The organism is Pelomonas sp. Root405, from assembly GCF_001425165.1.
In the GTDB taxonomy this organism is placed as follows: Bacteria; Pseudomonadota; Gammaproteobacteria; order Burkholderiales; family Burkholderiaceae_C; genus Pelomonas.
Genome location: NZ_LMDU01000011.1, coordinates 315,426 through 339,594, shown reverse-complemented (window position 1 = coordinate 339,594; position 24,169 = coordinate 315,426). Strand labels below are relative to the sequence as shown.

Annotated in this window: 21 protein-coding genes; 6 read left to right on the top strand and 15 right to left on the bottom strand. The window is 70.4% G+C overall.

The features are described 5' to 3' along the window. Nucleotides 1-6: 6 nt before the first annotated feature. Together ASC81_RS11115 and ASC81_RS11110 are read right to left on the bottom strand one after the other, a co-directional pair. The gene (locus ASC81_RS11115; protein ID WP_056266600.1) at nucleotides 7-774 is read right to left on the bottom strand and encodes a helical backbone metal receptor; all 768 of its coding nucleotides are present in this window, start codon (nucleotides 772-774) and stop codon (nucleotides 7-9) included. After that, a complete protein-coding gene (locus ASC81_RS11110; RefSeq protein ID WP_056266597.1) occupies nucleotides 771-1,670 on the bottom strand; it encodes a hypothetical protein in 900 nt (299 codons plus the stop codon). The genes ASC81_RS11115 and ASC81_RS11110 overlap by 4 nt, the downstream gene beginning before the upstream one ends. Before the next feature lie 233 nt (nucleotides 1,671-1,903). Between ASC81_RS11110 and ASC81_RS11105 the strand changes: the two genes are divergently transcribed. After that, nucleotides 1,904-2,464 carry an RNA-binding protein gene (locus ASC81_RS11105; RefSeq protein ID WP_056266595.1) on the top strand — a complete coding sequence of 187 codons (561 nt, stop codon included), beginning with the start codon at nucleotides 1,904-1,906 and terminating at the stop codon, nucleotides 2,462-2,464. 107 nt (nucleotides 2,465-2,571) lie between these two features. Here ASC81_RS11105 and ASC81_RS11100 read toward each other — a convergent pair whose 3' ends face one another. The 6 genes from ASC81_RS11100 to ASC81_RS11075 all read right to left on the bottom strand — a co-directional run bounded on the left by ASC81_RS11100 (nucleotide 2,572) and on the right by ASC81_RS11075 (nucleotide 8,852). Continuing rightward, nucleotides 2,572-4,875 carry a carbohydrate binding family 9 domain-containing protein gene (locus ASC81_RS11100; protein ID WP_156391998.1) on the bottom strand — a complete coding sequence of 768 codons (2,304 nt, stop codon included), beginning with the start codon at nucleotides 4,873-4,875 and terminating at the stop codon, nucleotides 2,572-2,574. 228 nt (nucleotides 4,876-5,103) lie between these two features. After that, a complete protein-coding gene (locus ASC81_RS11095; protein ID WP_056266590.1) occupies nucleotides 5,104-5,877 on the bottom strand; it encodes an SDR family oxidoreductase in 774 nt (257 codons plus the stop codon). After that, nucleotides 5,874-6,530: an LPS export ABC transporter periplasmic protein LptC gene (gene lptC / locus ASC81_RS11090; RefSeq protein ID WP_082536439.1), complete on the bottom strand. Its 657-nt coding sequence runs from the start codon at nucleotides 6,528-6,530 to the stop codon at nucleotides 5,874-5,876. Before lptC ends, ASC81_RS11095 begins: the two co-directional genes overlap by 4 nt. After that, nucleotides 6,527-7,102 carry an HAD family hydrolase gene (locus tag ASC81_RS11085; RefSeq protein ID WP_056266588.1) on the bottom strand — a complete coding sequence of 192 codons (576 nt, stop codon included), beginning with the start codon at nucleotides 7,100-7,102 and terminating at the stop codon, nucleotides 6,527-6,529. Before ASC81_RS11085 ends, lptC begins: the two co-directional genes overlap by 4 nt. Continuing rightward, nucleotides 7,102-8,088: an SIS domain-containing protein gene (locus tag ASC81_RS11080; protein ID WP_056266585.1), complete on the bottom strand. Its 987-nt coding sequence runs from the start codon at nucleotides 8,086-8,088 to the stop codon at nucleotides 7,102-7,104. The genes ASC81_RS11085 and ASC81_RS11080 overlap by 1 nt, the downstream gene beginning before the upstream one ends. Nucleotides 8,089-8,138: 50 nt before the next feature. Continuing rightward, nucleotides 8,139-8,852 (bottom strand): type VI secretion system tube protein Hcp, encoded by a 714-nt coding sequence (locus ASC81_RS11075; protein ID WP_162245891.1) that lies wholly within the window; start codon nucleotides 8,850-8,852, stop codon nucleotides 8,139-8,141. A 157-nt stretch (nucleotides 8,853-9,009) separates the two neighbouring features. On the opposite strand from ASC81_RS11075, the gene ASC81_RS11070 reads away from it, so the two are divergent. The 4 genes from ASC81_RS11070 to ASC81_RS11055 are packed head-to-tail and all read left to right on the top strand — an operon-like array spanning nucleotide 9,010 to nucleotide 14,192. After that, nucleotides 9,010-10,800 carry an FAD-dependent oxidoreductase gene (locus tag ASC81_RS11070; RefSeq protein ID WP_056266580.1) on the top strand — a complete coding sequence of 597 codons (1,791 nt, stop codon included), beginning with the start codon at nucleotides 9,010-9,012 and terminating at the stop codon, nucleotides 10,798-10,800. Then, nucleotides 10,797-12,632 (top strand): 2-oxoacid:acceptor oxidoreductase subunit alpha, encoded by a 1,836-nt coding sequence (locus tag ASC81_RS11065; protein ID WP_056266577.1) that lies wholly within the window; start codon nucleotides 10,797-10,799, stop codon nucleotides 12,630-12,632. The genes ASC81_RS11070 and ASC81_RS11065 overlap by 4 nt, the downstream gene beginning before the upstream one ends. Beyond that, entirely contained in the window at nucleotides 12,629-13,681 is a 1,053-nt protein-coding gene (locus tag ASC81_RS11060) for a 2-oxoacid:ferredoxin oxidoreductase subunit beta (protein WP_056266574.1), read from the top strand. The genes ASC81_RS11065 and ASC81_RS11060 overlap by 4 nt, the downstream gene beginning before the upstream one ends. Nucleotides 13,682-13,688: 7 nt before the next feature. Further along, complete coding sequence (locus ASC81_RS11055) at nucleotides 13,689-14,192, top strand: hypothetical protein (RefSeq protein ID WP_056266571.1); 504 nt, start codon at nucleotides 13,689-13,691, stop codon at nucleotides 14,190-14,192. Here the strand turns inward: ASC81_RS11055 and ASC81_RS11050 are convergent. The 6 genes from ASC81_RS11050 to ASC81_RS11025 form a co-directional block, all read right to left on the bottom strand. Further along, on the bottom strand, nucleotides 14,189-15,757 hold the full coding sequence (locus tag ASC81_RS11050; protein ID WP_056266569.1) for an FAD-dependent oxidoreductase: 1,569 nt from the start codon (nucleotides 15,755-15,757) through the stop codon (nucleotides 14,189-14,191). The genes ASC81_RS11055 and ASC81_RS11050 overlap by 4 nt on opposite strands. Nucleotides 15,758-15,841: 84 nt before the next feature. Beyond that, nucleotides 15,842-16,765: an MHFG family PEP-CTERM protein gene (locus tag ASC81_RS11045; RefSeq protein ID WP_056266566.1), complete on the bottom strand. Its 924-nt coding sequence runs from the start codon at nucleotides 16,763-16,765 to the stop codon at nucleotides 15,842-15,844. Between the two features lie 48 nt (nucleotides 16,766-16,813). Next, nucleotides 16,814-19,243, bottom strand: a complete 2,430-nt coding sequence (lnt, locus tag ASC81_RS11040; RefSeq protein WP_235533627.1) for an apolipoprotein N-acyltransferase — start codon at nucleotides 19,241-19,243, stop codon at nucleotides 16,814-16,816. Further along, complete coding sequence (locus ASC81_RS11035; protein WP_056266560.1) at nucleotides 19,240-19,914, bottom strand: hypothetical protein; 675 nt, start codon at nucleotides 19,912-19,914, stop codon at nucleotides 19,240-19,242. Before ASC81_RS11035 ends, lnt begins: the two co-directional genes overlap by 4 nt. A gap of 19 nt (nucleotides 19,915-19,933) precedes the next feature. After that, nucleotides 19,934-21,046, bottom strand: a complete 1,113-nt coding sequence (locus ASC81_RS11030; protein ID WP_235533626.1) for an SGNH/GDSL hydrolase family protein — start codon at nucleotides 21,044-21,046, stop codon at nucleotides 19,934-19,936. A gap of 141 nt (nucleotides 21,047-21,187) precedes the next feature. Next, complete coding sequence (locus ASC81_RS11025; protein ID WP_156391997.1) at nucleotides 21,188-22,723, bottom strand: TonB C-terminal domain-containing protein; 1,536 nt, start codon at nucleotides 22,721-22,723, stop codon at nucleotides 21,188-21,190. 222 nt (nucleotides 22,724-22,945) lie between these two features. Here ASC81_RS11025 and ASC81_RS11020 point away from each other — a divergent pair, with 222 nt between their 5' ends. Then, nucleotides 22,946-23,218 carry a hypothetical protein gene (locus tag ASC81_RS11020; protein WP_056266553.1) on the top strand — a complete coding sequence of 91 codons (273 nt, stop codon included), beginning with the start codon at nucleotides 22,946-22,948 and terminating at the stop codon, nucleotides 23,216-23,218. 11 nt (nucleotides 23,219-23,229) lie between these two features. On the opposite strand, the gene ASC81_RS11015 is transcribed toward ASC81_RS11020, so the two are convergent. Continuing rightward, complete coding sequence (locus tag ASC81_RS11015) at nucleotides 23,230-24,162, bottom strand: NAD(P)-dependent oxidoreductase (protein WP_056266550.1); 933 nt, start codon at nucleotides 24,160-24,162, stop codon at nucleotides 23,230-23,232. Nucleotides 24,163-24,169 lie beyond the last annotated feature (7 nt).

The following is a 24,169-nucleotide window of genomic DNA, read 5'->3' as shown; positions in this document are numbered from 1 at the left end:
TTGTGGCTAGCTTCTCAGGCGGCGCAGGTAGTCCAGCCCGGCGGCACCACGGGCGCCCCACCAGCTCAGCAGCTCGCCGTCGACGAGTTGCACACGCGCCTGCGGGCACAGCGCCTGCGCTTGAGCCATGTGCGTGGCATCGAAGCGGTAGGGCTCGGAGCTGAGCAGCACGCGGTCGATGCGCCTCAACCAGGCTTCGTCGCCCTGCAATACCGGATAGCGGCCGGCGCCATGCTCGCCGCCCAGCGCGTTCGGCCAAGTGCGCCAGCCGGCCTCGGCCAGCAGCGTGGAGATATAGGTATCACGCGCCACCGTCATCCAGGGCTCGCGCCAGATCAGGTACAGCACGTTCTCGTCCGGCCTTGGCACGGCCCGGCAGCCAGCCAGCGCGGCACGGAACTCGGCCGACAGTGACGCAGCGCGCTCGTTGACGCCGGCCTCGTCCGCAAAGGCGGCGCGCAGCTGCTCGAACAGCATCAGGTTGTCCTCGGGCCGGCGCGGGTGCGTGACGATGACTTGGGGCACGAACTGCCGCAGCGCCTCGAAGGTCTCCAGCCGGTTCTCGTCGACGTTGACGACGACATGCGTCGGCATCAGCTTCTTCAGCTTGGCCAGGTTGACGTCCTTGGTGCCGCCCACCTTGGGGACGTCCGCAACGACTTCGGCCGGGTGGATGCAGAAACCGGTGCGCGCTACGAGACGATGGCCGAGACCAAGGGCCACCAGCGTTTCGGTCGCGCTGGGCACCAGCGAAGCGATCCGAGGCGCGGTCATTCCTCGTCCGTCAACGCCAGGTAGACGGCGCAACAACCGCGCAGCCAGACCAGCGTCGGCAGCACCAGCGCGATGGCGAAGACGACACCGCCACCGATCAGTGCCGCCAGCCCGAGCGACCCGCCCTGAAGCGGCACGCCGCGGGCGCCCAAGCCGCGTGGGCCCAGCCCCATGACGCCCGCCAGCAGCTGTCCGGCGGGCAGCTCAATCCCCGCGCCCAGGATGGCCAGGCCGGCCATGAAGCGGCCGCCGCTGACGACGACGAAGCTGACCGCCGCCGTGGCCAGCGCGGCCAGCAGGTAGACGGCGGCCATCAGCAGGGCCGTCTCAGGCAGGCCGTGGCGCAGCCGGCCGCGTAGGAAGGCCAGCACGCCGGCACTGCGCCGGCCGGCCCAGACGGCAGGCCCGGCCAGCGGCCCCACCAGGATGACGAGCGCAAAGCTGATGCCGCCCAGCAGCAGCACCCCGGCTGGCAACACGATGGCCAGCAGCGGCGCGCCGACGCCGGGCAATCGCGTCGCCCACAGCAGTCCGGCCAGTAACAGCGCGGCCAAGCCTGCCGCAGCCACGCAGGCCAGCAGCGCGAGCAGCACGCGGTGGGCGCTGTGCAGCGCGTCCGCGAAAGCGTCCTGCGGGTCCCGCACCGGCAGACCGCGGGCCTGGTCCATCAGCATCAGGCCGGTGGCATTGACGCCAAAAAAAGCGACAGCCAGCGCCAGGCCCATCCACACCGCGCTGAGCAGGTTCTGCTCGCGCACCAGCGCGGACTGGGCCATGGCAAGAAGCAGGCCCGCGGTGCAGAAGCCCGCCAGCAGTGCGTACAGGGCGCGCAGATTGCGCAGCGCGTCGATGCTGGCGAGCACGCGGGAGAGGGCGGTAAGCAGGCTGGGCGTCATGGATTGGGGCTCGGGGCGGCGATGGTATCGATGACGAGAAGGTGATGACCGGCAATCGCCAGGGTTTGTGCTAGCTCTGAAAAACAACACTTCCCGGAGGGGCGTCGCGCAAGCTCAAACCCCGCCACCATAATCAATTGCCTGTGTCTGGACGCCGCACCTTCGCTTGAATGGTTCACGATGGGTTGAAAGTCCACATGGTTTTTTGGTTTTGAGAAGAGAAGGGCTTCCCCATGGGAAACAAGCTATACGTGGGCAACCTCGCCTACAGCGTGCGTGATGAGTCGCTGCAAGAGTCGTTCGGTCAGTTCGGTACTGTGACCTCCGCAAAGGTCATGATGGATCGTGAAACGGGTCGTTCGAAAGGTTTCGGCTTCGTCGAGATGGGTTCGGATGCCGAGGCGCAAGCCGCAATCAACGGCATGAATGGCCAGGCCCTCGAAGGCCGCGCCATCGTCGTCAACGAGGCTCGTCCTCGTGAAGAGCGTCCGGGCGGCTTCGGTGGCGGCGGTGGCCGTTCCGGTGGTGGCGGCTTCGGCGGCGGCGGCGGTTACGGCGGTGGCGGCAGCGGTGGTGGCGGCTATGGCGGTGGCGGCGGTGGCCGTTCCGGCGGTGGCGGCGGCTACGGTGGCGGCGGCAGCGCCGGTGGTGGTGGTGGCTACGGCGGTGGCGGCGGTGGCCGTTCCGGTGGTGGCGGCTACGGCGGTGGCGGCGGTGGCCGTTCCGGCGGTGGCGGCGGCTACGGCGGCGGCGGTGGTGGCTACGGCGGCGGTGGCCGTTCGGGCGGCTACTGATCTCCCAGCCTCACGGCACACAACAACAAAGCGCCTTCGGGCGCTTTGTTCGTTTCTGGCCCCGTTCGGGCGGCCTCCTATAGCAGCCTACGGCACGTCCCGGCGGCTCAGTACCCGAGCGTCGCCTTGGCGAAGACTTCGCTGGCGCGCACCGCACCCGGCGTTTGGCGGGCCCGGCTCAGCCCCAGGCTGATGACGCGGGCCAGGCCGATGCGGTGCTGAAACATCAACGACAGCACCCGGCCGGTGTCGTGCGCGGCGACCAGGCTCAGGCCCGGCTCGGCACGGCGGCTGAAGTGGGTCTGCTGGTGGATGAGCCGCAGCGAATCGCGGGGGCTGACATGCAGCACGATCAAGCTCTGTGCGCTGCGGTCCGTGAAAGCGCGCCGGCCGTCGGGTCCTTCGACGTAGCCCAGACCCAGGCGCTGCTCGAACTCCAGCCACAGTCCGCCGGGCAGGGGCGCACGCAATTGGGCCTGCACCTCGGCCTGCAATCCCAGGCCGACACGGTCCGCCTCCACATCCAGGCGGCGACCCCATTCGACCTCGGCATAGAGGAAGTTCAGCAGCTCGCCCGGGTTGGATTCGAAACCCAGCAGCAGGGTGCGTGTCGCATGCAGCCGGCTGCCGGTCCTGGCGCGGTGGCTGTCCAGGCCGACATGGCCCCAGACGCCGGTGTTGCGCGCCGCCGCGAACCAGAAGCCCGGTTGCACGAGGCGGTCGACGACCTGGCCGGCGACAACGCCCAGCAGCGGGTCGGCCAGCGTGCGCGTCTCCTGCAGCTTGAGCGTCACCTCGCTCTCATGCATGTCGACCAGCAGTTCGCGCGGGCCGAGGCGGAGGTAGGCCAGGCCGGCCGCGCGGCGGATGCCGCTCTGGTTGACGAAGCCGTTGTCGTTGGCGAACCGCGGGCTGATCTCCTCGATGTTGACGTTGGCGATCCAGTCGGCGTCGCGGTGTTGCCAGCCCAGCCATGCGCGATGGCCGCGCTCGCGGTTGACGCGCTGCACTTCGCCGTCCTCATCCAAGCCCAAGGTCGTGGTCGACAGCAGCAGGTGGCCGCGCCATTGGTCGCTGTCGCCGGCCCGCCAGACGCCGTCGCTGCCAACGACCCGCGTCGTCAGCCCGCTGCCGAAATCACGCCGCGACACCAGCCCGGCCCAGCCGAGATCCCCAAACTGCATGCGCCCGCGCGCAAAGCTGGCCTGTGAACCGCGCGGCTGCGTGCCGACGCGGGTCGCAAAGGCGCTGGCGCGCAGCACCGGGCCGCCGCCGGCGTCGCGCAGGTGCAGCGCCGTGGCCTCGGCGTCCGCGCCGCGCCACGTGGCACGCAGGCCCCAGTCGGGGTCGGTGATGGCGCGGGTGTAGAAGGCCGCGAGGCTGCGGTTCTCGCCCGATTCGTCGGGCTGGGTCGGGCCGACGACGTCCGAGCTTTCGAGGAAGAAGGCGCGCTTCTCCGGCACGCTCAATGCGAAGCGGGTGTTGCCGGCCAGCTGCGGTTCGTCCAGTTCCACCTGCGAGAAGTCGGGGTTCAGCGTCGCGTCCAGCACCCAGTCGGCGCGCGGGCGCCACTTGAACTCGGCGCCGAGCGAAGCCTTGGGTCCGCGGCGCGTGCCGTCCGCGTCACTGCTGTCGCGTGTCGAGCGCAGCGTCAACTCGGGGCGGAAGGCGATGAAGCTGCGTTCGCGCACCTGCTCGACGAGGTCGCCCAGGCCGTCCAGCGGCGGCAGTTCGGCGATGAAGCTGAGCGCGTCCTTGGTCAAGGCCGGCGCGCTGACGTTGAGCGTGCGGTCCTCGCGCGGGATGTTGCGCGTGACCATGAGGCGCCAGGGCGCTCCACCGGTGTGCGGGAACCGCAGCGCGGCCAGCGGCCAGCGCAGCTCGACGCTGTAGCCGTCGGGCAGGCGCGTGGTGGCGGCGTCGAGGTCGAAGTCGGGTGCGGCGTCCTCCTTCGCTTCCTCGGCCGCGTACAAGCCGTCCTCGACGGCGCCGGCCGCGCTGATTCGCGCGAACTGCGCCGTGCGACGGTGGCCGACGGGGTCGATGAAGACGGCGACATAGTCCTGATCGGCCTTGACCTGGTCGCGCCGGGCCAGCGGTGCGCGGATGCGGCCGGGCGCCGGGTCCCAGGCGCGGATGCCGAAGACGAGGGCGTCGCCGGTGACCAGCACCTGCACGGTCGTGCGCCAGCGCGCGGGCTGCTTGTCGACGGGCAGGAATTGCGCAAAGTGCTCGTAGACGGGCGCCCGCTGCCAGGCCTCGTCGTCGAGGCGGCCGTCGATCACCGGGGCAGGTGCGCCGGCGGCCAGGCGCAGCGCGGTGGGATGGGCAGGGCTGTTGAGTGCCCATGCGGGCAAGGCAAGGGCGCAAAGACCCAGGCCCAAGCCCAGGCCGAGAAGGCGAATTGTCATGACAGGGTTCGAGATCGGCCGCCCTGAGCGGGCAGCCGCGGGAATCGATGGGCTGGCGCCGGTCAGCGCAGACGGGGCGGCAGCAGGCAGGCAGCGCTAAATGCTTTCAGCGCGCAGTCTCAGCAGGGGTGAAGTACCTTGGCCATGATGTCCTCCTTCGCTGCCCATCGGGTCAGCTCTCGGTTCGAAGGCGCGCAGTGTAGCCACGGCGCGCGCGCTGGTCAGCCCCTATTCGCTCGCGCGCTTCTTGCGCGCCCGCCCGCTCAGCACACGGTCGTAGAGCCAGTTCGGCAACAGGCGCAGCACTTTGGCCAGCACGCCCATCTGCCACGGGATGACGCGGTAGCTGACCTGGGCCTGGATGCTGCGCACGGCCTGGTCGGCAAAGTCCTCGACCTTCATCAAGAAGGGCATGGAATAGCGGTTGCCTTGCGTCAGCGGCGTGTCGATGTAGCCGGGCAGCAGCGTGACGACGCGCACGCCGAAGGGCCGGCATTCCCCGCGCAGGCTTTCGCAGTAGGCGACCACGGCCGACTTGCTGGCGCAATAGGCGCCATGCCCGGGCAGCCCGCGGATGGCCGCCACGCTGGCCACGCCGACCAGGGTGCCCGAGCCGCGCGCCATCATCGCGGCGACAAAAGGATGGAAGGTCGCGGCCAGGCCGACGTTGTTGGTCGCGAAGGTGCGGCGCATGACGTCCAGGTCGTCGAAGTGGGCCGTGTCCATGCCGATGCTGATGCCGGCATTGGCGATGACCACGTCCGGCAGGCCCTGGGCGGCGATGCAGTCGCGGCCAACTCGTGCCATCCCGTCGAGGTCGGCCACGTCGGCGCCGTAGATCCTGAAGCGCGCCGCGTCCAGCCGTTGCTCGGCTGCCCAGCGCTCGACCTCGGCGGTGCGGCGTGCGACCAGCGCCAGCCGGGCGCCGTCGCGGTAGTAGCGCAGCGCCAGCGCCTGCCCGATGCCGCTGGAGGCACCGGTGATAAAGACGAGTGCGCTCATCTGGACGGTTTGGAGACGATCTGCCCCTGGGCCCTGCCGGTGAACGAGACCTGCCCGGTCAGGTGCCGGTACTCGAAGTTCTGCGCGTTCAGCGTCGAGCCGCCCTGCCGGATGGTGACGGGCAGGTGGGAGCGCAGGATCTCGCTGTTGGACAGCGCCTGCACGAATTCGCCGCGCATCTCCATCTGCGGTACCGCGTTCTCGCCGGCGCCGGCCGGCAGGCGGCGCACATGGACGTTGCCGATCAACTGCATGTCGGTGCCGTCGCCATTGCTGAGTGCGCGCTTGGCCTCGGCGATGGCCAGGCTGCCATCCGGCGCGATGGCGCGCACGCGCACCTGGTCGATCTCGACGGTGTCGGTGTCCGGGTAGTGGCGCAGCTCGGCCCCGGCCACCTGGACGTTGAGCCGGCCATCGGCGCCGATGCGCTGGATCTCGAAGTTGGCCATGCGGTAGTCGGGAATGTGACGCGGCGGCGCGAGTTCGCCCGGCTCGTCGATCAGCGGCGTGTTCTTGACCAGCCACCAGGTGCCGCTGGCCAGGAAGGCCATCAGCAGCAGGGGCAGGTAGTTGGAGACCAGGCTCTGCAGCCGCCACAGCCAGGCGCGGGGTTGATGGCGGCGCGGCGCGGGCGCTGGCAGCGCGGTGCTCAAGTCTTGCCCCCGTCCAGCGTTGCGTGGTGGGCGTGCAGCAGGCGCTCGTAATGGCCGGCCGCCATCAGCAGCACGTCGCAATACTCCCGCGCGGCGCCGTGGCCGCCTGCGGCGCGCGTGACGTGGTGGGCGATGGCCAGCACCTCGGCGTGGGCGCCGGGCGGGGCGCAGGCGAAACCGGCGCGCGTCATCAACGGCAGGTCGGGCCAGTCGTCGCCCATGACGGCGACTTCACCCCAGCTCGCGCCGAGTTGCGCCAGCAGCGGCTCGGCGGCGGCCAGCTTGTCGCGCACGCCGTAGACGGCATGCTGCAGATCCAGGTCCGCCACGCGCCGGCGGACGGCCGGGCTGTCCCGGCCGGTGATGATGACGGGCGTGATGCCCACCTGCTGCAGCGATTTCAGGCCGTGGCCATCGAGCGTGTTGAAGGCCTTGAACTCCTCGCCGCGCTCGCTGATGTAGATGCGGCCGTCGGTCAGCACGCCGTCGACGTCGAAGATCGCGAGCTTGATCGCCAGGCCCTCGCCTTGCGCTCGGATAAGGAGTTCGGGGGGGAAGCTGAGCGCTGCCATCAAATCACCTTGGCCCGCATCAGGTCGTTGATGCTGATGGCGCCGAGCAGCCTTTGATCGGCGTCGACGACGAGGACGACGGTGATGCGTGCGGCCTCCATCAGGTCGGCCGCGTCCACGGCCAGCGCGTCGGCGCCGACCGTGCGCGGCCTGGCATGGGCGACCTCGGCGGCGGTCAGCCCGCGCAGGTCGCGGCCCTGCTCGACGAGGCGTCGCAGGTCGCCGTCGGTGAAGATGCCCTGAACGCGGTCCTCGGCGTCGACGATGACCGCCATGCCCAGGGCCTTGGCACTCATCTCGCGCATCAGGTCGGTGAAGCCGGTGTCGGCCGCCACGCGCGGCAGCGCGTCGCCCGAGCGCATCAGGTCGTGGACATGCGTGAGCAGCTTGCGGCCGAGTGCGCCGCCCGGGTGGGAGCGGGCAAAGTCCTCTGCCTTGAAGCCGCGCGCGTCCAGCAGGGCCACGGCCAGCGCGTCGCCCAGCGCCATCTGTGCCGTCGTGCTGGCCGTGGGCGCCAGCTGCAGCGGGCACGCTTCTTCAGCCACGGCGCTGTCGAGCACCACGTCGGCATGGGAAGCGAGGCTGGACTCGGCGCGGCCCGTCATCGCGATGACCGGGATGCCCAGGCGCTTGAGCACCGGCAGGATGGCGTTGAGCTCATCGCTCTCGCCCGAGTTGGACAAGGCCAGCACGACATCCCCGCTGGTGACCATGCCGAGGTCGCCATGGGCCGCCTCGGCCGGGTGGACGAAGAGGGCTGGCGTGCCGGTGGAGGCCAGCGTCGCGGCGATCTTGCGGCCCACATGGCCGCTCTTGCCCATGCCCATCACGGCAACGCGGCCGCGGCAGTCCAGCACCGTCTGCACGGCCCGGACAAAGGCGTCGCCCAGGCGCGGCGCCAGCTCCGCCAGGGCGCGGGCCTCCACCTCGAGCGCCTGGCGGCCAATGCGGACGGCGCGCTCGGCGGCAATCACTGAAGAACTCATGCGGCCAGTGTAGACAAGGGTCCCGGCGGGGCGGCCTGCCGCCCGGCCGCTCAGGCGGCGCGCCGCCGCTTCAGGGCCAGCAGCGCGGCGCCTGCCAGCAGCAGCGCCGCGCTGGCGGGTTCCGGCACCGGCGTCACGGCCTTGCTGTCGAAGACGATGTTGCCGCCGGCGCTGAACAGCCCGAGCAGCACGTCCTCATCGCCACTGAACAGCGCCGTCGGCGAGTTCGTCTTGATGTTGAAGCTGCCTTCGACCCAGTTGCCGAAGCCGCCCTTGGGGTCCTGCGGGCGGTAGCGCAGCTTCACTGTGGCGCCCGAGTCCATCGAGGCCGCTGCCATCAGCTCGGTGCCGCCGTTGACCTGCAGCCCGGTGCCGAGGGTGTCGGTGAAGATCATCTGGAAGAAGGACTCGCTGCGGCCGCCCATGTCCCGCGTCACGTCCAGTGTGACCTTGGGCACATGCTTGCCGCTGGCGACCTTGACGAACCACTTGGGCGTCGAACTGTCGACGAACTGCATCCAGCTGAAGTCCGAAAACTTGGCCTTGCCGATGCCGCTGCCCCCGCCGGTGTTGCTGGTGACCAGCGTCAGACCCCAGCTGAAACTTTCAATGTCGATCCAGTTTTCATGGAAGCGGTCGGTCGATTCGCCGGGAATGCCGTCGATCTGCAGGTAGTAGTCATTGGCGGCCTGCGCCAGGCCGGCGGCCAGCAGGCCAAGGGCGAGCAGCGCACCGCGGCAGGCCTGGGTGAAATGAGAAGCCATGTCGAAACTCCTTGCGCCCGAAATGGGCGACGGCATGCTGGCAGCGCCGTCGGGCGGCGCCATCCCCAGGTCAGCACGCAAAGGGTTTCCACGCGACCGGCGCAAGGTCGGCAGTCCTAGACTGAACCGACACAAATCGCACCACGGAGGAGACACCGTGCAGCGGACCGACATCTCGGACCCGGCCTATTTCCACAAGGTCGTCGATTGCCAGTGGGCCTGCCCGGCACATACGCCCGTGCCCGAATACATCCGGCTGATTGCGCAGGGCCGGCATGACGAGGCTTACTGGGTGAACTGGGTCAGCAATGTCTTCCCCGGCGTGCTCGGGCGCACCTGCGACCGGCCCTGTGAGCCCGCCTGCCGGCGTGGCCGCGTGGAGGAGAAGCAGGCCGCCAAGCCGGAGCCGGTGGCGATCTGCCGCTTGAAGCGTGTCGCGGCGGACAACAAGACCGAAGAGTTCCGCGCGATGCTGCCCAAGCCGGCGGCGCGCAACGGCAAGCGGGTGGCCTGTGTCGGCGCGGGGCCGGCATCGTTGGCCGTGGCGCGGGACCTGGCGTTGGAGGGTTATGCGGTCACGGTGTTCGACGGCGAGGCCAAGCCGGGCGGCTTCATCCGCACGCAGATCCCGCGCTTTCGGCTGCCCGAACGCGTCATCGACGAGGAGTGCGGCTACATCCTCGGTCTGGGTGTCGAATGGCGTTCGGGCCAGCGCATCGACTCGATGAAGGCGCTGCTGGCCGAGGGCTGGGACGCCGTCTTCGTCGGCTGCGGCGCGCCGCGCGGGCGTGACTTGGCACTGCCGGGCCGGCAGGAGGCCGCCGCGCAGATCCACATCGGCATCGACTGGCTGGCCAGCGTGTCCTTCGGCCATGTGACCAGCGTCGCGCCACGCGTCATCGTGCTGGGCGGCGGCAACACGGCGATGGACTGCTGCCGCTCGGCCCGGCGGTTAGGAGCCTCTTCCGTCACGGTGGCCGTGCGCAGCGGCTATGCGCAGATGAAGGCGAGCCCGTGGGAGAAGGAGGACGCCGAGCACGAAGGCATTCCCATCCTCGACTTCCATGTGCCGGTGGCGTTCGAGCATGTCGACGGCAAGCTGACCGGCATGCGCTTCAAGAAGGCTCAGACTGGCGAGGAGATCGTCATCCCCTGCGACGAGGTGCTGATCGCCGTCGGGCAGGAAAACAGCTTCCCGTGGATCGAACGTGACGCGGGCATCGCCTTTGGCGACGACGGCCTGCCGGTGCTGGATGCGAAGAGCTTCCAGTCGTCGCTGCCGCATGTGTTCTTCGGCGGCGACGCGGCCTTCGGTCCGAAGAACATCATCACCGCCGTCGCGCACGGTCATGAGGCTGCCGTCAGCATCGACCGCCTGCTGCATGGGGAGCCCGTCACGCAGCGCCCGCCGCCGCATGTCAACCTCGTGTCCCAGAAGATGGGCATCCATGAGTGGAGCTACGACAACGCCATCACGCTGGACCTGCGCGGCAAGGTGCCCTGGGCCGCGGCCGAGATCGCACTGGCCAGCATCAAGGTCGAGGTCGAGCTGGGCTTCGACGGCGCCAGCGCCTTCAAGGAGGCGCAGCGCTGCCTGAACTGCGACGTGCAGACGGTGTTCGCGCCCAAGCTCTGCATCGAGTGCGATGCCTGCGTGGACATCTGCCCGATGGACTGCATCACCTTCACCGAGGACAGCGACGACAGCGCCGACCTGCGCGAGCGGCTCAACGCGCCGGCGCTGAACCTGATGCAGGACATCTATGTCGAGGGCGGGCTGAAGACCGGCCGCATCCTGGCCAAGGACGAGGACGTCTGCCTGCACTGCGGGCTGTGCGCCGAGCGCTGCCCGACCGGGGCGTGGGACATGCAGAAGTTTCTGCTTGTCACGGCCAAGGCCGGCGCTTCGTGCCGGAATATCACGACGCGCAAGGAGGTGACGGCATGAGCCGCATCGAAGCCATCAACGACTTCGTCGTCAAGTTCGCCAACGTCAACGGCTCCGGCTCGGCGTCGGCTAACGAGCTGTTCGCCCGCGCCATCCTGCGCATGGGCGTGCCGGTCAGCCCGCGCAACATTTTCCCGAGCAACATCCAGGGGCTGCCGACCTGGTACGAGGTGCGCGTCTGCGAAGCCGGCTGGCTGGGCCGGCGTGGTGGCGTGGACCTGATGGTGGCGATGAACCCGCAGACCTGGGCGCAAGACCTTGCCGAGATCCAGCCGGGCGGCTACCTGTTCTACGACAGCACCAAGCCCATGCCGGCCAGCGCCTTCCGAACCGACATCCACGTCATCGGCATGCCGGCCACGGCCATCTGCAATGCCACTTACGACGTGCCGCGCGAGCGCACGCTGTTCAAGAACATCCTTGTGCTCGGCGCCTTGAGCGAGCTGATGGGCATCCCGGCCGCGGTCATCGAGAAGCTTTTCGCCGAGCAGTACAAGGGCAAGGAGAGGCTGCTGGACTCGAACGTCCGCGCGCTGCACGCGGGGCGCGAATTCGCGCGGGATCACCTGTCGGTACAGCCCTTCGGCCTCGCCGTGAAGTCGGCCGATGCGGTGGGCGACAAGGTCTTCCTGGAAGGCAATGCGGCAACGGCGCTGGGCTGCGTCTACGGCGGCGCTACCGTCTGCGCCTGGTATCCGATCACGCCGTCGTCGTCGGTCGCCGAGGCGTTCGAGAAGTACGCGACCAAGTTCCGCACCGACCCCGAGACGGGCGAGAAGCGCTACGCCATCGTGCAGGCCGAGGATGAGATCGCGTCCATCGGCATCATCACCGGCGCCGGCTGGAACGGCGCACGCGCCTTCACCTGCACGTCCGGCCCCGGCGTGTCGCTGATGACCGAGTTCCTGGGCCTGGCCTATTTCGCCGAGATTCCCTTCGTCGTCATCGACGTGCAGCGCGGGGGCCCCAGCACAGGCATGCCCACGCGCACCCAGCAGGCCGACCTGCTGAGCAGCGCCTACGCCTCGCATGGCGACACGCAACATGTGCTGCTGCTTCCTGAAGACCCGCGCGAGTGTTTCGAGTTCGCGGCCGACGCGCTGGACCTGGCTGAGCGCCTGCAGACGCCCGTCTTCCTGATGAGCGACCTCGACATCGGCATGAATCAGCGCCTGTGCGCGCCGCTCGAATGGGACGACACCCGCCGCTACGACCGCGGCAAGGTCATGACGGCGGAACAGCTGGAGGCGGGCCAGGAATTCGCCCGCTACAAGGACGTGGACGGCGACGGCATCCCCTGGCGCACGCTGCCCGGCACGCATGCGAGCAAAGGCGCCTATTTCACACGCGGCACCACGCGCAACGAGCAGGCCATCTACTCCGAGCGCGGCGACGACTACGTCCGCAATGTCGAGCGCCTGCGCGCCAAGTTCGCCACCGCCGCCTTGCTGGCGCCGCAGCCACTGGTGCGCGCCGCCGCGCAGAAGACCAGCGTCGGGGTGCTCTATTTCGGCTCCACCGCGCCGGCCATGGACGAGGCGCTGGCCGCGCTGGCCGAAGCCGGCATCCACATCGACGCGATGCGCCTGCGCGCTTACCCCTTCCCGCCGTCGGTCGCGGAGTTCATCGAGGCGCACGCCGCCGTCTTCGTCGTCGAGCAGAACCGCGACGCGCAGATGCGCCGCATGCTCGTCAACGAGCTGGAGGTGGCGCCCAAGCACCTCACGCCGGTGCTGCATTTCGACGGCACGCCCATCACGGCGCGCTTCATCACCGATGCGATCACGCGCCATGTGCATGCGCTGGCCACGGCGCCCAGGAGCGCCGCATGACCTACCTCGCCAAGCCCAAGCTGCACCACCCCAGCCTGACCCGCAACAAGGTCGGCTATACGCGCCGCGACTACGAAGGCAAGGTTTCCACGCTGTGCGCCGGCTGCGGCCATGATTCCATCTCCAGTGCCATCGTGCAGGCCTGCTGGCAGCTCGACATCGCGCCCCACCGCGTCGCCAAGCTCAGTGGCATCGGCTGCTCCAGCAAGACACCCGACTACTTCCTCGGCGCCAGCCACGGCTTCAACACCGTGCACGGCCGCATGCCCAGCGTGCTGACCGGCGCCTACCTCGCCAACCGCGAGCTGCTCTACCTCGGTGTGTCGGGCGACGGCGACTCCGCCTCCATCGGCCTGGGCCAGTTCGCGCACGCCATGCGGCGCGGCGTGCGCATGGTCTACATCGTCGAGAACAACGGCGTCTATGGACTGACCAAGGGCCAGTTCAGCGCCACGGCCGACAAGGGCTCGGTCGCCAAGAAGGGCGCTGCCAACAACGATGCGGCCATCGACCTCGCAGCGCTGGCGCTGCAGCTCGGCGCCACTTTCGTGGCGCGCAGCTTCTCGGGCGACAAGGCCCAGCTCGTGCCGCTGATCGAAGCCGCCATGCGCCATGGCGGCGCAGCCTTCATCGACGTCATCAGCCCCTGCGTCGCCTTCAACAACCACGCCGGCTCGACGCGCAGCTATGACCATGTGCGCGAGCACAACGAGGCGCTCAACCGCATCGACTTCATCGCCCTGGCCGCCGAGCAGGTCGTGGAGCGCTCGCCCGACGTCATCGACGTGCCGCAGGCCGACGGCAGCACGCTGCGCCTGCGCAGAACGGCGCCGGACTACGACCCCACCGACCGGCTGAATGCGATGAACGCCATGCAGCTGCGCGCGGCGGCTGGTGAGATCGCCACCGGGCTGCTGTATGTCGACCCGGCGGCCAAGGACTGGCATGCGGCGCAACGCACGGCGTCCGCTGCCCTGAACGGGCTGGGTGAAAAAGCACTCTGCCCCGGGTCGGCGGCGCTCGCAAGAATCAACGCCGGGCTGAGATGATCCGGGCATGCGCCCTCATCTCTTGACCCTCGCCGCCGCCCTCGCCCTGACTGCCTGTGCCAGCTCCAGCCAGGACAAGGTTTCCAAGGCGGCCACGACGCCGCTGTCCGACCTCAACGTCGTGCGGGCCGACATCCCCGACGTGTTGAAGGCGGCGCTCGCCGCACCTTACGCGCCACCGGCCGACACCAGCTGCCCGGCGCTGGCCGCCGGCATCCAGGCACTCGACGAGGTGCTCGGCCCGGACCTGGATGCACCGCCGAGCCGAGGCAGCTCCGGCCTGCTGGAGCGCGGCGAGGACGCCGCCACCGGCGCGCTGCAGCGCACGGCCGAGGGCGTCGTCCCCTTTCGGGGCTGGGTGCGCAAGCTGAGCGGCGCCGAGCGCTATGCCCGCCAGGTCAGCGCCGCCATCACCGCCGGTGGCGTGAGGCGCGGTTTTCTGCGCGGCGTGTCGGTGGCCAAGGCCTGCGTCGCTGCGCCGGCGCCGGCCGCCAGCGCGCCGGCGCGTTAGGACAGTCCCAGGCTCGGCTCCACGGCTGCTTCGTCGATGTGCTTGGCCGGGATCGTCGCCAGCGCCAGCTCGGCGCTGTTCAGAGCGCCTTCGATGAAGCCCTGGTAGTCCGAATAAGCCTCGCCCACGATGTGCAGGTTGCGCGCGCCGCTGCCAAAGTCGAAGGCCTTGAAGGCGTCCATCACCTTCCAAGAACGCACGCCCGGCTGCCAGCCGTGGTTGGCGGCGCCATAGGGCGCGCGGGCCCAGTCGCGGATGCCGTAGGTGATGATGGCGTTGCGGATGTAGCGCGCCGTCTCCGCGAGGCTCAGGTCGCCAAAGATGCGCTGGGCGTTTTCGGTCAGCTTGAGCGCCGTGCCGCCGCCGGCCTCGGCCGAGCGCTTCACGTCACGCGCGACGAACAGCGCAAAGGCATCGACGATGCGGGCGTTCTGGTCCACCTCGGCGCGGTCGTGGCGGTCGCCGTCGATGACGTAGTGGCGCCAGAACTCGGTGGACGGGCGGTCCATGTAGAGCAGCACCATGCCGTGGCCGTCGGGGTCGTTTTGCGGCGGGCGGCGGAAGTAGTGGATCTCGCGCGTGGGCATGCAGTTGGCGTACTGCTGCGGCGGCTGGCCATAGCTCCACCACGGCGTGTTGCAGACGAAAAAGACCTTGAGCATCGGGAAGCCGTTGACGCTGTCGAGCTGCGAGGCGATGTGCTCGGGCAGATGGCGCGTCAGCTTCAGCAGCGGCAGCCGCGGCAGCGCCAGGATCAGGCGCTCGGCCCGCAGCGTGACGGCGCCGTTCTGCGTGGCCACGTCCAGCGACAGCGTCGGCTTGCCCAGCTCCACCGGGCGCACGCCCATCAACTTGTGGCCGCCAGCCAGCGTCACGTTCGCGTGTCCGCGCAGCCGGGCCAGCAGCCCGTCCGTCAGCTTGGCCGAGCCGCCCTCGATGCTGGCCAGCTGCTGTCCCACCGTCTTGAGCGCGCGCAGCCACCAGATGATCCACTCGGCCGCGTTCAGGTTCTCCGGGATCATGTGATAGAAGGTTCCGGTGTCGCGCAGCTTGACCAGCGCGCGGTGGCTCAGCACCCCCTGCGCCGACAGCGCATTCCAGAAGCCCATGTCCCACAGGGGCTGGCCGTGCAGCTGGGCGTGCTTGCGCAGCCGCATGTAATCGGCCTCGGTCAGCGCGTCGATCCAGGCCTGGTCCTGCGGGTCACGGCCCATGATCAACATGATTCCGCGCTTGAGCAGCTGCAGCGAATTCAGGCCGCGCTCCACTTCCGGCAGGTCCAGGTCGTCGGCGCCGACCTGGTCGGCCGAGGGACCGAAGAAGTCGATCAGCCCGACGCCCAGTTCCGCGCACAGCGCCGCGAAGCGCGGCTGCAGCGTCGGCTCGAAGCGCATCGGCCCGTACTCGGCGATGAAGCCGTCCATGTCCTCAGTCTCGATGCGCCCGCCCCAGCGGTCGGCCGACACCTCCAGCACGAGGATGCGGTGGCCCGCGTCGGCCAGGCGCAGCGCGCAATACAGGCCCGAAACGCCGCCGCCGGCGATGACGATGTCATAGGTCGTCATGGCAATGCTCCACTTGTATGTACAACTGGGGTGCGAGCATATCGGAGCGGCCCGGGATAGCCCGTCCGCCCGATGCCATGGGTCTCAGGCGTCAGTGCCCACGGCGGTCCTGCGCCGGCGCTGCCAGGCAGCGAGCGCGGCCAGGCCGGTGGCCCACAGCAGCAGCGTGGCCGGCTCCGGCACGGGCGGGGCCGGCGGCAGCGGCGGGATGGCCGGTGCGGGCCAATTGGGCTCGGGTGGCTGCGGCTCGGGCACTGGCGGCGGCAGCTCGGGCGGCGGGATGACGACCGGCGGCACTTCGGGCGGCAGCACCGGCGGCGTCGCCAGTGGCGGGCTGTCCGGGGGCTGCATGTCGGCCGGGGGTAGCGTCGGGTTGGGCGGCAAGGGCGTGGACGCGGGCGGCAGGTCGGCGGCCGGCGGCATGCGGCTGGCGGTCGGCGGCGCCTGCAGCGTGCGGGCGGTCGGGGTGTCACTCGCGGGCGGAGCTGGCACGACCGCCGGACCGGCAGCGGGCGGGTCGAAGGCCAGGGGTTCGGCGGGCGCACCGGGCGCGCCCCTTGCTGTGACGGCAGGCCGGCGAATGATGCGGCTGACATTGCGGCAAATCAGGGGGACGACGATGCACTGCCCGTCTTCGCAATAGGCCAGGCCGCGCTCCTCATGGTCGGCGCGCCAGGTCTTGCGCGTCACCTTGCCGCAGATGCGCCGCTTGCCAAAATGCATGTCCAGCAGCGCGGGCTCATAGCGGTAGTTGCCCTCGATGGCGTCGCGCCGGATCGACACGATGTCGTCATAGGCGAACTGCCTCATGCGGGCTTTCAAGCGCTCGCGGGTGCGCGCCGGGATGTCGGTGTAGTGATCGACGGCGCCCGGCACATCGCCGACGAAAGGGTCATGCCCGGGCGACCGCCACTTGCAGCTGTCGCTGCCACGTGCCTGTGCCGGCACGGCCAGCGCGGCCAGCGCGGCGAGGGTGGCGGCAAGAAAGAGGCTGACGAGATTGGGCACCGCCGAACCATGGCAAATGGCGCTCCTGAAGGATTTGCGCGGCCGCCCTCAATCGGCTGTCGCGCGCAGCAGCAACCAGGCCGGCAGTCCAAGATACAAGGTCAGCAGTCCCAGCCGTTCCAGCCAGGTGCGCCAAGCCAGGGCCTCCTGCGGACGTGCCAGTGCCGCCGCGAACGAGACCGCCTCGACCACCGCCCGCACCGCCGCCGCACACAGCACCACGCCGGCAATCCAGGCCGCCCACCACAGCCCGAAGGCGGTCAGGTAAGCGCCCAGCCCGAAGCTGTAGAACTCGCCGAAGGCACTGCCGTAGGCGATCTTCTGGTGCAACTGGAAGGCGGGCACGGCCAGCAGCATGGGCAACAGCAGGAACTTGAGCGCCGGCTTTGCGAGGCGGTTGGGTCTGTGCTGGGCGCGCGAGCGGGCATAGGCGCCACGCTGATGAATCGGCACGCCCAGGGCTCGGGCCAGCGCCCACGCGTCGGGCAAGGCCAGCCCATGCGGCCAGCGCTCGCCCGTGGCCAGCCGCAGCGAGGCGCCCGCGCCAGGCAGCAGCAGGCGCCAGGGCTCGACGGCGGCGATGTTGTGCAGCGGAATGTCCAGCCGCCGCTGGCCGCGCGCCAGCACCAGCACGCCATGCGTCAGCGTGACGTGCGCGGTGCAGGCGCGCAGCACAGCCCAGGCCGCGGCCTCGGGGATGAGGCACAGCGCCGCGAACATGCGCAGCAACCCCAGGGTGTTCGTCTGCAGCCCACCATCGCCCCACAGCACGGCCATGCCCATGGCCAGCGCGCCGCCGCGTGAGATCAGGCGCAGCAGGCCAGCCACTGCGCGAGCCGCGGGTGGCAGCACGACAAGGCGGGTCGGCAATGTGGCGGTCGCAGTCGTCGGCAGCGCGCCCAGCCGGCGACTCAGCGCCACCATCACGGCCAGGCCAGCGAGGAAGACGGCCGCGGCAGCGCCGACCCAGTCGCCCCAGCGGACGATCAGCGTGGGCGCCGGGTCGCGCACCGGCAGCTCGCCGATGACGAGGGTGCGCTCGGCCATGCGCGTGCCAGCGATGACGTCGCCATTGGCGGCAATGACGGCGCTCAAGCCGTTGGTCGTGACGCGGAACTGTGGCAGGCGGGTCTCGATGCTGCGAAACGCCGCGACCGCCTGATGCAGCGCGGCGCCTTGTGCGTGCTCGCTGAACCAGGCGTCGTTGGACATCGTCAGGATGAGCTGCGCGCCCAGGCGGGCGCCGGCGATGGCCAGGCCCGGGTCGGTGTCGTCCAGGCAGATCAGCGGCAGCACCGGGATCTCGCGTCCATCCGCCAGGCGCAGCGGCAGGATGCGCGCGCCGCTGCCCGGCAGCCACGCGCCCGCACCGGGCAGCCAGCCGCGCACGGTGGGCGTGTCCACCCATGCCGGCAGGTATTCGGTGAACGGGAAGAGCCGGGTCTTGCGGTACATGCCAACCAAGCCGCTGCCGGGCTGCACGAAGGCGGCGGCGTTGTACTCGCCCTCCGCGTCGCGGTCATAGGTGCCGAAGACGAAGGGCACGCCAGCGGCGTCAATGGTGGCCTGGATCTCGGCATCCAGCTCGGCGCCGGCCTCGCTCTTGGGCTGGCCGAAGCTGGTCGGATACACCGTCTCAGACCACAGCACCGCGTCCACCCGCTGGCGCTCGACGGCGTCGTAACTCATCGCGAAATGGGTGTCGAGCACCTCGCGCACGACGGCCTCGGCGCCCCGCTCGCGGCGCAGGCGTTCGTAGTCGGTGATGTTGGATTGCACCAGGCCCATGCGCAGTGGCCGGGTGGCGGCGGGCGGCTCGGGCTGCAGCGCGACGGCGCCGTAGCCAGCCAGCAGCAGCGGGCCGATGGTCGCCAGTGCGAGTGGGGCCGCGACCCCGCGCAGCCCCGCGCGGCGGCGTGCGAGTGCCGCGGCGACGGCTTCGTTGGCCAGCAGCAGCACGACCGTGAGCCCGGTGGCGCCCCCCAGGTCGGCCGCTTGGCGCAGCAGCCGGGCGGGGTAGAGGCCGTGGCCGAGGGTGTCGCCCAGCAGGCGCGGCAACGCCCATTCGGCGGCCACCCAGGCAGCGGCGCCGGCGAAAGCTGCTAACGCCGCACCTTGATGGCGGCGCACCAGGTGGCGAACGACCGCGAAGACCAGGATCTGCGGCTGGAACAGCGGCGCGGCGAGCAGCAGCAAGGCCAGGCCCGCGCCGGCGCCGACCTGGGTGTAGGCGCCCAGCGCGCTGCCGAACCAGTAGAACACCGCGCCCGTGTAGGCGACCGACATGGCCCAGGCGCTGAGCAGCGTTCGGCCGAGACTCGCTTGCGCGTCCAGCGTGCGCAGCCACGGCACCAGGGCGACGAATCCCAGCACCCAAGCGGGACCGCCGCGCACATAGAGGCCACACAGCAGCGCGGCCATGACGACGCCCGTCCACCGGCTGCGGGCGAACCGGCTTGCCAAGGTGGCGAGGCTCAACGCGGGCTGTCCACCGGCGCGGGGACGACGATGCGCCGGATCGGCAGGCCTGGCGGCGCCAGCTCGGGCGGCACGACGCGGTCGGCCGGCACGGCGACGTTGCGGCCGTTGATGACCAGCGTGCGCGTGTCCGGCGAGAACATCAGGATGGGCTCGATGCGCTGGCCGTCATCGGTGGCCTGGTGGTGGCGCACATAGCCGGGCGGCAGGTCGAAGTTTTCGGGCACGGCCAGGCCGATCAGCGGCGGGCGCGTGCCCGGGGGATTGAAGGCGCCCAGGCCGGTGCGCACGCCGGCCGCATGCAGGCGCTGGATCACTTCAGCCATCGTGGGGCGCTCGCCTTCGTTGATGTAGTCGGCCAGGTCGGGCGTCTGGTCGCCGTCGGGGTCGCGCAGGCGGGGGATGCGGGCGGCGGGAGCTGTGACTTTGGCTGCAGCCACGACGGCCGCCGCCGCGGGCGCGCTGGCCGCAGCAGGCAGAGGCGCCGCCGGCTGTGTTGCAGCCAGAGGCTGCTGGGCAGGCGCCGCTGCGACCGGTGGTGCAGGTGGCGGCGGGACGTCCGCCGCCGGCCACCACCAAGCCAGCCCGCCGGCCACCGCAGCCAGCGCGACCGCCAGCGCCCAGGGCGAAGGGCCCCAGGCGTCGGGCTTGTGGTCGCCGGGTCGCGTCATGCCAGCCTGCGCTCAGCGCTCACGGCGCTGCAGGGGTGGAGGTTGAGATCGCCCAGCCCATGCGTTCGTGCCCGTACTGGTTCCAGATCGGGCTCTTGCCATTGGTGAACGAGGTGTAGCGCGCGGCGCCCGAGCCGGTGGTGCCCCCGAAGATGCCGGCGTTGACGGTGCCGCCGGTGTAGGTCGGGTGGGTGTCGTCGGACTGGATGTAGTCGTAGCTGCTGCTGGCAGACACGAACTTGGCGTTGGCGTCGCGCAGCGTGGGCTTGAGCGCGCCCGTGATGCGGCCCACATAGCTGGCCTCGCTCTCGCCGGGCACCCAGCGCAGCGCGTCGGAATCGACGGCGCCGTCGCCGTTGCTGTCGTAGTCGGCGCCCATGTACTGCGCGAAGTTGTCGGCGCAGTTGAAGCCCTTCTGGCGCGCGTACTCGCACATCCAGTAGTTCATCGTCGCCAGCTTGGGCAGGAAGCGGTCGCGCATGTTCACGGTGGCGCCGGTGCTGGCATCCCTGCAGCTGCTCTGCGTGTTGTCGGCGTTGTAGCCTGGGTAGTGCAGGTTGGCGATCTGCTTGAGCTTGACGCCCGCATAGGCGTTGGCATTGATGAAGTCCATGGCCGCGGCCACATAGGTCTTGCAGCTGTTCACCGCAGCGTCCATGCCCGCGTAGTTGCAGGTGCCGGTCTGGCTCTTGAAGGCGGAGCGCGCCTGCAGGCCGTCGTTGCCGCACATCTCGAAGGTGACGACTCGGGTGGACGCCGCCTGCATGTAGGACCTTTCGGCCACGATCTTGTTGTTGTAGATGTCTGAGGCGACAGCGCCGGACTTGGTGCGACGCACGCTCTCGATGTTGGCGTTCCACTTCGCCGCGAGGTACTCGGCGTCCACCGTGGGTGCCGAGTACTTGGCCGCGTTGAGCACCGAGCCGTTGTAGCCCGCGTAGATCGAGTCGCCATAGGCCACGACGCGGTACTTGGCCGTCGCGCCGGGGCGGTTGATCGTCCATGACACGTTCTGCGTCAGCGTGCTGGCGGCGGCCGGTGCGGCGCAGATGGCTGCCAGCAGCGGCAGGCCGATCTTCCAGACGGAGCGACGCATCGTGCGATGGATGGCCGGGCGGAGTGAAGTCTTCATCTGTGTCTCCTAGCTGTGTTTTGCGACGGGAACCCAAGACAACGCCTCACGCTAGCACCCGACCTGCACGGTGGATTGCGGACATTCCCTTTGTGTGCGCTGCAGCATGGCGGCCCGCGCCGGCTGGGCGATGCCGGCGGGTCAGTACAACCGTATCGCCATGTCGAACCGCCAGGTGCGGCGGATCTCGATGACGTCGTACTCGCGGGCCAGTGCCGGCGGGAAGGCCGGATAGTTGGCCTGCGTCTCGATGACGCGGCGGATGGCGTCGTCCACGGCAGGCACGCCGCTGGAGCGGAAGAAGCTGACCGACTCCACCGTGCCGTCGCTGCGGATGGCGACCGTGACGAGGGCGTCGGTGTGCGGTTGCCTCACGACCTCGCGGATCAGGTCGAAGGCCTGGCCGAGCTGGATCTTGCGCGCCCAGGCCTCGGCGTAAAGCACCATCTCGGCGTTGGCATCGGTGCGGCCGAAGAGGCGACCCCGGCGGGCGCTGCTCCAGGACGAAGGGAGATTGGGCTGGGCCTGCCGCGTGGCGTCGCGCTGGGCATCCCGCCTGGCGGCTTCCTCGTTGAGCTGCTGGCCGATGGCCCGCAGCCGGGCCTCGCGCTGATCCTCCTCGGCCTTGGCGGCCGCGAGCTTGGCGGCAGCGGCGCGGGCGGCTTCCTGACGCAAGGCCTCCTGGCGCCCGGCTTCCTGGCGTGCCGCCTCCTGCCGCGCGGCGTCCTCGCGGGCCGCGGCCTGGCGGGTGGCTTCGGCACGCGCGGCCTCCTGGCGAACGGCCTCCTGGCGCTCGGCGTCGAGGCGTGCCGCCTCGGTTCGCGCTGCTTCCTGCCGGGCTGCGGCCTGACGCTGCGCCTCCAGCCGTTCGGCCTCCAGCCGCGCCGCCTCCAGCCGCGCCGCCTCGGCCCCGGCGGCCTCCAGCCGCGCCGCTTCCCGGCGGACGGCATCCAGCCTGGCGGTTTCCAGCCGGGCGGCCTCCGCGCGTTCCGCCTCGGCCTGCGCTGCGGCGAGGCGTTCTGTCTGCTGGCGGGCCTGCTGCTCGGTGTCGCCACGGGCGCGGTCGAGCAGCGCCAGGTCGGTGGCGCGCTGGCTGGCGTCGCGATCCAGTTGGACGCGCGTGGTGTCGCGGGCCTGGAGCAGTGGCGTCACCGCCGGGCTGGCCGTGGCGGCCAGCGCGGCGACGACGGGGGCGGAGGCCGGCAGCGCCGTCGGCACGGACCAGTTCGTCGCGCTCGGCTTGTCCACGGCGATGACGGTGGGGGCGGCAGGCGCGGTGGGTGCGGCAAGGAATTGGGGCGCTGGCGTCGGCACGTCCGGCGGGGGCGCTGCTTCGGCCGGCGCGCTGCGCGCCGATGGGGCGCTGGGTTCAGCGGGTTCTGCCGGCGTGATCGGTGGCGTCGTTGGCAGTACTGGCGGCAGCACGGCTGCCACGGCCGGTTCCGGGCGCGGCGTCGCCAGCACGATGCGCAGGTCGGGCACCTCCGCCCGCCGCGCCTGCCAGGGCAAGGCCAGGCCCGGCAGCCCCAGGCCTTCGCCGCCGAAGCTCAGGCTCAGCAGCAGCGCGTGCAGCAGCAGTGAGACCAGCAGCGCCCGCACCGGGCCGCGCCGCGCTGCCCGCGGCCAGGGCGGGGTCGGCTGGATAGCAGGCGTCGGCGCGGTGGACCAGCGACTCAAGCCAACCCCACCGTCGCTGCGCGGCGGCCATGGCGGGGCCCGCAACCCCGGCAGGGCTGTCTCAGCTTGGGAGCGCTCTCGAACCGCATGTGGAACCGCATGGGCGGCAGGGTAGCTCAGCCCTCGCGGACCTTGAATTAGGGATGACAGGGCCGGAGCATGTCGCTGACCGGGCCGTCATGACGTCTGATGGAGATGCCCATGAACCACCGCGGAGGCCGAATGAAGCTGCTGACCTCAAGCCGCCTGCGGACGCTGGATGCGCTGTTTGCGCGCGGTGGGCGGGCGCAGGCCGGGGCCGAGCAAGGCCAGGAGGGGGCGCTGGACACGCGCATGCCCGACGACGCCGAGACGTTGATGCTGCAGGCGCTGGCCAGCGCGCATCGGGCACGCATGGCGGCGGAGCTGGCGCTGCAGGAAGGCGGCGGCCGCCAGTACGCGCCGCGTGACGAGGCCGAGGTGGTGGAGGCCCGGCGTGACGCCAGCGCAGGCTGAGACAGGGCGCGTCATATCGGCGTGGGCAGCGCCTCACCGCGCTGCATGGCGTCGACATTCGCGATGAAGTTCTCCACCGTCGCGCGGATGGACTGCGGCGACCAGCCGGCGATGTGCGGCGTCAGGATGACGTTGTCAAAGCCAAGCAGTTCGGCCGGCGGCTGCGGCTCGCTCTCGTAGACGTCGAGCGCCGCGCCGCCGATCTGGCCGGCCGCCAGCGCCGCAGCCAGCGCTGCGGTGTCGATGCAGGAGCCACGCGCGATGTTGACGACATGGCCACCCGGCCCCAGCGCGGCCAGCGCCTCGGCGTTGACGATGTGGCGGGTGCCGGCGCCGCCGGGCGTGGCGACGACGAGGTCATCGGCCCAGGTGGCCAGCGCCGCGACGCTGTCGAACCAGGCCGCGCTGCCGGCGTCCTCGCGCGGGCGGCGGTTGTGATAGCCGATGACCATGCCGAATGCGGCCGCGCGCGCGGCAATCTTGCGGCCGATGCCGCCCATGCCGATGACGCCCAGACGCCGGCCCATGAAGTTGGGAAACAGCGGCAAGGCGTCGCGCCAGATGCCGGCACGCAGCGCCACGCCCAGCCGCGGCAGGGCGCGCACGCTGGCCAGCAGCAGCGCCATGGCATGGTCGGCCACACAGTCGTCATTGGTGCCGGCGCCGTTGCAGACGAGCACGCCACGCGCCTTGGCGGCCGCGACGTCGAGGTTCTCGTAGCCCGCGCCCTGGGCGGCCAGCAGCTTCAGATTAGTCAGCACCGCGATTTCGGCGGCGCTGAAGCCGACCGAGCCGTTCGTCAGCACCAGCTCGATCTCGTCGGCATGCGCCGCGATGGCCGCGGCGCGGCGGGCGGCATCGGGCGCGTCGATGACGCGAAAGCGGCTCAGCAGCAGGGCCTTGTGTTCATCGGCGATGGGGACGAGCAGCAGCAGGGTGGTCATGGGCGGA